General features: G+C 67.1%; 8 protein-coding genes and 2 tRNA genes. 8 read left to right on the top strand and 2 right to left on the bottom strand.

Annotated elements, in window-relative coordinates:
* From RT567_RS11475 to RT567_RS11450, 6 genes are all read left to right on the top strand, one after another.
* The coding region (locus tag RT567_RS11475) for a biotin/lipoyl-containing protein (RefSeq protein WP_313576484.1) at positions 1 to 237 on the top strand (237 nt) is incomplete at its 5' end.
* Positions 234 to 572, top strand: coding sequence for a hypothetical protein (locus RT567_RS11470; protein ID WP_313576483.1), 339 nt, complete (start codon positions 234 to 236; stop codon positions 570 to 572). The genes RT567_RS11475 and RT567_RS11470, both read left to right, overlap by 4 nt.
* A gap of 42 nt (positions 573 to 614) precedes the next feature.
* Positions 615 to 1,010, top strand: a complete 396-nt coding sequence (locus tag RT567_RS11465; RefSeq protein WP_313576485.1) for a DUF1489 domain-containing protein — start codon at positions 615 to 617, stop codon at positions 1,008 to 1,010.
* A 63-nt stretch (positions 1,011 to 1,073) separates the two neighbouring features.
* The gene (locus tag RT567_RS11460) at positions 1,074 to 2,420 is read left to right on the top strand and encodes an MATE family efflux transporter (RefSeq protein WP_313576482.1); all 1,347 of its coding nucleotides are present in this window, start codon (positions 1,074 to 1,076) and stop codon (positions 2,418 to 2,420) included.
* A 227-nt stretch (positions 2,421 to 2,647) separates the two neighbouring features.
* Positions 2,648 to 4,354, top strand: coding sequence for a methionine--tRNA ligase (gene metG, locus RT567_RS11455; RefSeq protein WP_313576481.1), 1,707 nt, complete (start codon positions 2,648 to 2,650; stop codon positions 4,352 to 4,354).
* The gene (locus RT567_RS11450) at positions 4,351 to 5,064 is read left to right on the top strand and encodes a 2OG-Fe(II) oxygenase family protein (RefSeq protein WP_313576480.1); all 714 of its coding nucleotides are present in this window, start codon (positions 4,351 to 4,353) and stop codon (positions 5,062 to 5,064) included. The genes metG and RT567_RS11450 overlap by 4 nt, the downstream gene beginning before the upstream one ends.
* Before the next feature lie 53 nt (positions 5,065 to 5,117).
* On the opposite strand, the gene RT567_RS11445 is transcribed toward RT567_RS11450, so the two are convergent.
* Positions 5,118 to 5,966: a TerC family protein gene (locus tag RT567_RS11445; protein WP_313576479.1), complete on the bottom strand. Its 849-nt coding sequence runs from the start codon at positions 5,964 to 5,966 to the stop codon at positions 5,118 to 5,120.
* A gap of 72 nt (positions 5,967 to 6,038) precedes the next feature.
* Positions 6,039 to 6,917: a 23S rRNA (guanosine(2251)-2'-O)-methyltransferase RlmB gene (gene rlmB / locus RT567_RS11440; protein WP_313576478.1), complete on the bottom strand. Its 879-nt coding sequence runs from the start codon at positions 6,915 to 6,917 to the stop codon at positions 6,039 to 6,041.
* Positions 6,918 to 7,066: 149 nt separating this feature from the next.
* On the opposite strand from rlmB, the gene RT567_RS11435 reads away from it, so the two are divergent.
* Together RT567_RS11435 and RT567_RS11430 are read left to right on the top strand one after the other, a co-directional pair.
* Positions 7,067 to 7,150, top strand: a tRNA-Tyr gene (locus RT567_RS11435).
* A gap of 95 nt (positions 7,151 to 7,245) precedes the next feature.
* A tRNA-Gly gene (locus RT567_RS11430) sits at positions 7,246 to 7,319 on the top strand.
* Positions 7,320 to 7,435: the final 116 nt, after the last annotated feature.

Raw genomic sequence — 7,435 nt, 5'->3', positions numbered from 1 at the left:
GCCTTAGACGGCGGCCTGCGCGCGCCCATGCCGGGCAAGATCGTCGCCGCGCCGGCCAAGGCCGGGGACAAGGTAGCCAAGGGACAGCCGGTCGTGGTGCTGGAAGCCATGAAGATGGAACACGCCCTGACCGCGCCCTTCGACGGCGTGGTGGCCGAGTTCAACGTCGCGGTCGGCGATCAGGTCACGGACGGCGCGGTGCTGGCTGTAGTGAAGGCCGAGGGCGCGGACGAATGATCGTTGTGGCGATGATGGCGACGGCGCTTCTGGGCGCCGACCTGGGCGACATGCCGACGGAATCGGCGGCGGATCTGCAGTGCATGGGCCTGCTGGCGGTGGCGATCGACGATCCCGCCGCCACGGACGCCGTCAAGCAGCAGTACACGGGCGGCATGATGTATTATCTGGGCCGGCTGGAAGGCCGCGATCCGGCGCGGAACTGGATCGGGCGGATGCTGGAATATACGGACTCCACCCCGGTTCAGCAGGTGCGTTCGCACAGCCAGCGATGCGGACAGGAACTGATCGCCAAGGGGCAGGAAATCTTCACCCAACTGGATCGCGAGCCCTGAGTCGGGCTGGCCTTCGCGGCCTCGGATGACTAGTTGGGCCTTATGCCCCTGCACATGATCAAGCTCTGCGTCGGCGTGGCCGAGGTCGAGACGCTGGAAGCGAACGCGGCCCGGTCCGACTGGCGCGTCGTCCACACCCGCATGACGCCCAAGCGCGCGGCCGAGATCGAGGATGGCGGCTCGCTGTACTGGGTCATGAAAGGCTCCGTGACCTGCCGCCAGCGCATCCTCGAGATCACGACCATAGGCGAGGGCAAGGCCAGCCGCTGCGAGATCAAGCTGGACAGTCAGGTCATCCGCACTGCGCCCCTGGCCCGGCGGCCCTTCCAGGGCTGGCGCTATTTCGACAAGGACGTGCCGCCGGACCTGTCCGTGGCCGAGCCGACGGACCTGCCGCCTGACCTGGCGCGCGAGCTGCGCGAGCTGGGCGCCTGGTAGGCGCCTGAAACGCACGTAAAATCGTTTGACCCGCGCCTGCGCGCGTGGCTGTTGCGGCCTCCGATGGTCCAGTCCCTGTTCAGCTTCCATAATCGCGCCACCCTGACCGAGCTGCTGAAGCTGGCCTGGCCGGTCGTGCTGGCGCGGCTGGGCATCATGACCATGGGCCTGACCGACGCCATCGTCGTCGGCCACTACGCCAGCCGCGAGCTGGCCTATCACTCCCTGGCCTGGGCGCCGTCCTCGGTCGTGCTGACCACGGCGGTCGGCCTGATGATGGGGGTCCAGGTCATCACCGCCCGCCTGCTGGGCGAGGGACGCGGCGACGAGGTCGGCGCCGTCCTGCGACGCGGCATGACCTACGCCCTGCAGATCGGCTTTGTCGCCATGATCGGCCTGCTGCTGCTGGGGCCGTTCGGCCTGGTGCACATGGGGCTGGAGGACGGCCTGGGCGAGGGCGCGACGCCTGCCTTGATGGTCTTCGCCCTGTCGATGCCGGCCTATCTGATTTCGATCTGCGCCCTGTTCTTCCTTGAAGGGCTGCATCGGCCCAAGGCGGGCATGGTCGCCATGTGGGTGGCCAATGCGGTCAACCTCGGCCTGAATCTGTTGCTGGTGCCGGATATCCTGGGCATTGGTCTGGACGGCGCGGTGGCCTCGTCCTGGGCGACGTTCGGCGCGCGTATGGCGCTGGCGATCTTCCTGGTGATCTTCATCCTGCGCCTGCCTGAGGCGCGCGCCTGGGGCGTGTTCAAGAAGCCCAAGCGCGACAAGGCGGTCGAGAGCCAGCAGGTCAAGGTCGGCCTTGGCGCGGGCGCGTCCAACTTCATCGAGGTCGGGGCCTTTGCGGCCATGACCCTGTTCGCGGGGCAGCTGGGCGCCGCCGAGACCGCCAGCTGGGCCGTGGTCATCAACGTCTCCGCCATCGTCTTCATGGTGCCCATGGGCCTGTCGTCCGCGACGGCGGTGCTGGTGGGGCGCAGCTACGGCAGCGGGGACAAGGCGGGCGTGATGCGAGGCGGCCTGGCGGGCGTCGGCGTGGTGACGGTGCTGGCCTTCATCATCGCCATCGGCCTGTGGCTGACCGCGCCCCTGGTGGTCAGCGCATATACGACCGACCCGGCGATCCTGGCCATCGCGGCGCCGGCCCTGGCGCTCGCCACGCTGTTCTTCGTCGCCGACGCCCAGCAGGTGGTCGCCGCCCAGGCCAACCGCGCGGCGGGCGACGTGGTGTGGCCGACGCTGATGCACCTGTTGTCCTATGGGCTGATCATGATCCCGCTGGGCTGGTTCCTGGCGCATCGGATCGGCGTGGACGGCCTGGTCTGGTCGGTGATTGTCGCCAGCCTGATCTCGGGGGCGCTGCTGACCGGGCGGTTCGTGCGGATCGCGCGGCGGCTGCCAGCCTGATCCTGCTTTCTCCCTCCCCTTCATGGGGAGGGTGGTCGCGCAGCGACCGGGTGGGGAGGGCGCGGTGATAGAGGGGCGCGGCGGATGATTTGCCTCGCCGCCCCCACCCGGCTTCGGTCTGACGACCTCAGCCACCCTCCCCATGAAGGGGAGGGAGAGGCGAAGCAGGTGACGCCTCGGGTTTCGCCCTCTATATCCCTCTGCTTCCTCCCGCAGACTGGACGACCATGGCCCGCATCCTCATCACCTCGGCGCTGCCCTACATCAACGGCATCAAGCACCTTGGGAATCTGGCCGGGTCCATGTTGCCCGCCGATGTCTGGGCGCGGTTCATGCGCGGGCGTGGCCACGACGTCCTCTATGTCTGCGCCACCGACGAGCACGGCACCCCGGCCGAGCTGGCCGCCGCCGCCGCCGGTCAGGACGTGCGCACCTATTGCGACGAGCAGCACGAGGTCCAGAAGAAAGCCGCCGACGCCTTCAGCCTGTCGTTCGACATCTTCGGCCGCAGCTCCAACGCCCCGAACACCCGCCTGACCCAGCACTTCGCCAAGGTGCTGGAAGAGCGCGGCCTGATCGAGGAGCGCGTCGACCGGATGATCTATTCGATCGACGACGCCCGCTTCCTGCCCGACCGTTACGTCGAGGGCACCTGCCCGCACTGCGCCTATGAAAAGGCGCGCGGCGACCAGTGCGACAACTGCGGCCGCTTGCTGGACCCGACCGATCTGATCAATCCCTATTCGGCGGTCTCGGGCAGCCGCAACCTTGAGGTCCGCGACACGCGCCACCTCTATCTGCTGCAAACCAAGATCGCTGACGAAGTGCGCGGCTGGGTCGACGCCCGTTCGCCCCAGTGGCAGCCGCTGGCCCGCTCCATCGCCTATAAGCATCTGGACGAGGGCCTGATCGATCGCGGCATCACCCGCGACCTGAAATGGGGCGTGCCCGTCGTCGGTCCCGACGGCGGTCCGCGTCCGGGCATGGAGGGCAAGGTCTTCTACGTCTGGTTCGACGCTCCCATCGAGTACATCGGCGCGACCGAGGAATGGGCTGAAGCTTCGGGCGGAAACTGGCGCTCGTGGTGGCGTCTGGACGAGGGCGCGGACGACGTGCGCTACGTCCAGTTCATGGGCAAGGACAACGTCGCCTTCCACACCGTCAGTTTCCCCGCCACCATCATCGGCTCGGGCGAACCGTGGAAGACGGTCGATCAGCTCAAGGCCTTCAACTGGCTGAACTGGTACGGCGGCAAGTTCTCGACCAGCATGGGCCGGGGCGTCTTCATGGATCAGGCGCTGGAACTGCTGCCCGCCGACTACTGGCGCTGGCACCTGACGGCCTATGGCCCGGAGCATTCCGACGCGGCCTTCACCTGGGAGCAGTTCCAGTCGACGACGAACAAGGATCTGGCCGACGTGCTGGGTAATTTCGTCAACCGGATCGTCAAGTTCACCGAATCCAAGTTCGACGGCGTCGTGCCCGAGGGCGGCGAGGCCGGTCCGCTGGAAGCCAAGCTGGCCGCCGACATCAAGGCCGGTCTGGAAACCCTGACAGCCGAGTTCGAGGCCATGGAGTTCCGCAAGGCGGCCCAGGCCGCGCGCGCTCTTTGGGTCATGGGCAACGAATACCTGCAGGAAGCCGCCCCCTGGACGGCGCTGAAGACGGACCGCGACCGCGCCGCTGTCGTCGTCCGCACGGGCCTGTCGCTGGTTGCCCTGTTCGCCCGCATCACCGTGCCCTTCATGCCGGGCAGCGCCGAGCGCATCGGCGCCACGGTCAGCGCGACCGACCTGTCCTGGCCGAGCGCGGACGAAAACCTGCTGACCCTGGTGCCCGCCGGTCAGACGGTCGCCGCCCCCGCCGTCCTGTTCGCCAAGATCGAGGACGCCCAGGTCGCCGAATGGACCGAACGCTTCGGCGGCGCCGAGTGAGGCCGGAACTCGCTTTCCAGTCGGACGCGGAACGCCAGTCGATCCGGGATCGGCTGGCGGCGACCGGGCGGGCGCAGGTCGCCGATCTGCTGAGCGGGGCCTATGCGGACCATTTGGCCGCCCGCGCCGCCAAGGCTCCGTTCAACACGGTGACGCGCAGGGGCGATGGTCACATCGACCTGCCTGCCGCCTGGCTGGCCAGCCTGGAACCCACGCAGAAACAGGCCCTGGGCGAACGGGTCCAGGCCTCGGCCACGGACGGGTTCCAGTACCTGTTCGACAACCATCCGATCTATGACCTGGATCAGGCGGGACAGGCCGAGGCGGTCTGGTCGGAACTGGTGGCCTTCCTCAATGGCGAGGCCTTCCTGGGCCTGATGCGCGACCTGACCGGGCAGTCGGCGATCGCCATGGCCGACGCTCAGCTGACGCGCTTTCGTCCGGCCCACTTCCTGAATCAGCACGACGACAGCGCCGACGGCAAGCAGCGCTACTTCGCCTATGTTCTGGGGCTGACGCCGGGTTGGCGGATCGACTGGGGCGGGCTGCTGGCCTTCCATGGTGACGACGGCAATGTGGCCGAGGCCTTCACCCCGCGCTTCAATACGCTGAGCCTGCTGCGGGTGCCCGCGCCGCACTCGGTGACCCAGGTGGCCCTGTCGGCGGGTGCGCAGCGCCTGTCCGTCACCGGCTGGCTGCGCGGTCTCTAGCTCTTACTGGACGTGAAAAGGCCCGGATCGCTCCGGGCCTCTGGTTCGTCTGTTTAGCTGGCGGGTGTCGCGACCGCCTCTGGCGGCGCCGTTCTCTGTTCCCGTGCGCCGGGCAGTCCGGCGGGGGTGGCGTGCTTGCTGCCCGCGCTGGCGTGTTTCATGTGCTTGGCCTGTTCCTCGGCGCCGATGTCGAGGAAGGCGGGGGCCGAGGCGTTGAACTGATCCGCATGGCCGGTGCGCACGATGACCGAACGCCCGCCGTCCCAGATCATATGCAGGGCGACGTAGAGGACGATGACCAGACCGACATAGGCGATCCAGCGATAGCGGTTCAGCAGCTTGGCGATGAAGCTGGCGGCCAGACCCATCAGGGCGATCGACAGGATCAGGCCGAAGACCATGATCCACGGATGGTCGTGGCTGGCGCCGGCGACGGCCAGGACGTTGTCCAGGCTCATGGTCAGGTCGGCGATCATGATCTGGATCAGGGCGGCGCCGAAGGTCTTGCGCTTCAGACCCAGTTCCTCGGGCGAGGGGCCGCCGCCGTGTTCGATGGCCATGGCCCGTTCGATCTCGGCCTCGGCCTCGGCCTGGTCGTGGGTGGCCTGCTCGCGCAGCTCGCGCCACATCTTCCAGCACACCCACAGAAGCAGGAAGCCGCCCGCCAGCAACAGGCCGACGATGGCCAGAAGCTGGACGGTGATGAGCGCCAGGCCGATGCGCATGACGACGGCGGCGGCCAGGCCGATCAGGATGGCCTTGCGGCGTTGTTCCTGGGGCAGGGCGGCGGCGGCGAGGCCCACGGCGACGGCGTTGTCGCCGGCCAGGACCAGGTCGATCATCAGCACCTTGCCCAGGGCGGAGGCCTGACTGATCAGTTCGGGATTTGAGAGGAAGTCCATGCCGGACTCTTAAAGCCCAGCCGAACCCGCGCCAAGACGTCGCAGGGACGAGTTGACGCGGGAAACCTGTTGCTAGCTCGCGCGTCCTTGGGCGCGAGCGGCTTCATACAGGGCGATGGCGGCCGCATTGGAGACATTCAGGCTTTCGAAGCCGCCGGGCATGGGGATGCGGGCCATAGCTTCGCAGTGTTCCGCCACCAGACGACGCACGCCGTCGCCTTCCGAGCCCATGACGATGACGGTCGGGCGGGCGTCCAGCGCCTGTTCCAGCGTCAGCTCCGATTCGCCGTCCATGCCGATGGCGCGCCAGCCGTGGTCGGCCAGCTTCTCCAGCGCGCGGCTGAGATTCGTCACGCGAGCGCAGGGCAGGCGCTCGGTCGCGCCGGCCGAGGCCTTGGCCAAGGCGCCGGCGAGGGCGGGGGAGTGACGGTCCTGCACCACAATGCCGCGCGCGCCGAAGGCAAGGGCCGAGCGGAAGATGGCGCCGACGTTCTGAGGATCGGTCAGCTGATCCAGCATGACGATGACCCCCTCGGCCGGTTCGGCCAGGTCTTCCAGAGCGACGCCTTCCAGCGGCTGGACCTTGAAGGCCATGCCCTGGTGCACGGCGCCGGCAGGCAGCATCCGGCCCAGGGCGACAGAATCGATCACTTCGATTCGGTGGCCGTTCGCCAGATTCTCGCGCTGAATCTCTTCGGCGCGGTCTTCCGTGACCATCAGACGGCCGCTTCCGCGACGCGCGGGATTCGCCAAAGCGGCCAAAACCGGATGACGTCCCCAAAGAAAATTATCGGCGTCCGGGCGTGAACGGGCTGTTTTACGCTCGTTATCGTTCCCGCCGCGTCCTTGCGTGGCGGGCGTTTGAGGCCGATCCAGACGGCCTTCCCCCCTCTTTTGGAAAGATTGTTTTTTACCGGTTTTCCGGTCGTTGCGTTCTCGAAATGACGACACTATAAGACGGCCTCCGATTTGGGCCCCAGGGCTTTCGGTTCAGGCGCTTCCTCTACTGCAGGCGTCGCCCGACAGCGAAGGCTTTCGTCGCGAAATGATCGAAAGATTGTTTCCGGCGTTTCCAGACCGGCATTGACATAAGGCGCGCTGGGGGAATGTCCCGAGCGGCAAAGGGGGCGGACTGTAAATCCGCTGCGTAAGCTTCGCAGGTTCGAGTCCTGCTTCCCCCACCACGCGCCTTCAATGCCCTGGGACGGAGTCCAATGAAGGTATCGGGTGCGGAATCGTCGCTCTTCAAATCGAAGGGCGGTGCAACCGCATTCTTCGTGCGGGTATAGCACAATGGTAGTGCAGCAGCCTTCCAAGCTGAGGATGTCGGTTCGATCCCGTCTACCCGCTCCAGGTTTATTGAACTGAGCACAAGCGCCCCTCCGCTCCGGACCCGGGCCACAGGAGTTTGGCCATGGCCAAGGAAAAGTTCGAACGCACGAAGCCGCACGTGAACATCGGCACGATCG

This window comes from Brevundimonas sp., from assembly GCF_032107865.1.
In the GTDB taxonomy this organism is placed as follows: Bacteria; Pseudomonadota; Alphaproteobacteria; order Caulobacterales; family Caulobacteraceae; genus Brevundimonas.
Note: the sequence above shows the minus strand (reverse complement) of the source record. Positions and strands in the feature narration are given on the sequence as shown.

Bases quoted from the DNA above. Each gene is read 5' to 3' on its own strand.
- RT567_RS11470 (WP_313576483.1), top strand. From the start codon at position 234: ATGATCGTTGTGGCGATGATGGCGACGGCGCTTCTGGGCGCCGACCTG.
- RT567_RS11465 (WP_313576485.1), top strand. From the start codon at position 615: ATGCCCCTGCACATGATCAAGCTCTGCGTCGGCGTGGCCGAGGTCGAG.
- RT567_RS11460 (WP_313576482.1), top strand. From the start codon at position 1,074: ATGGTCCAGTCCCTGTTCAGCTTCCATAATCGCGCCACCCTGACCGAG.
- metG (WP_313576481.1), top strand. From the start codon at position 2,648: ATGGCCCGCATCCTCATCACCTCGGCGCTGCCCTACATCAACGGCATC.
- RT567_RS11445 (WP_313576479.1), bottom strand. From the start codon at position 5,966: ATGGACTTCCTCTCAAATCCCGAACTGATCAGTCAGGCCTCCGCCCTG.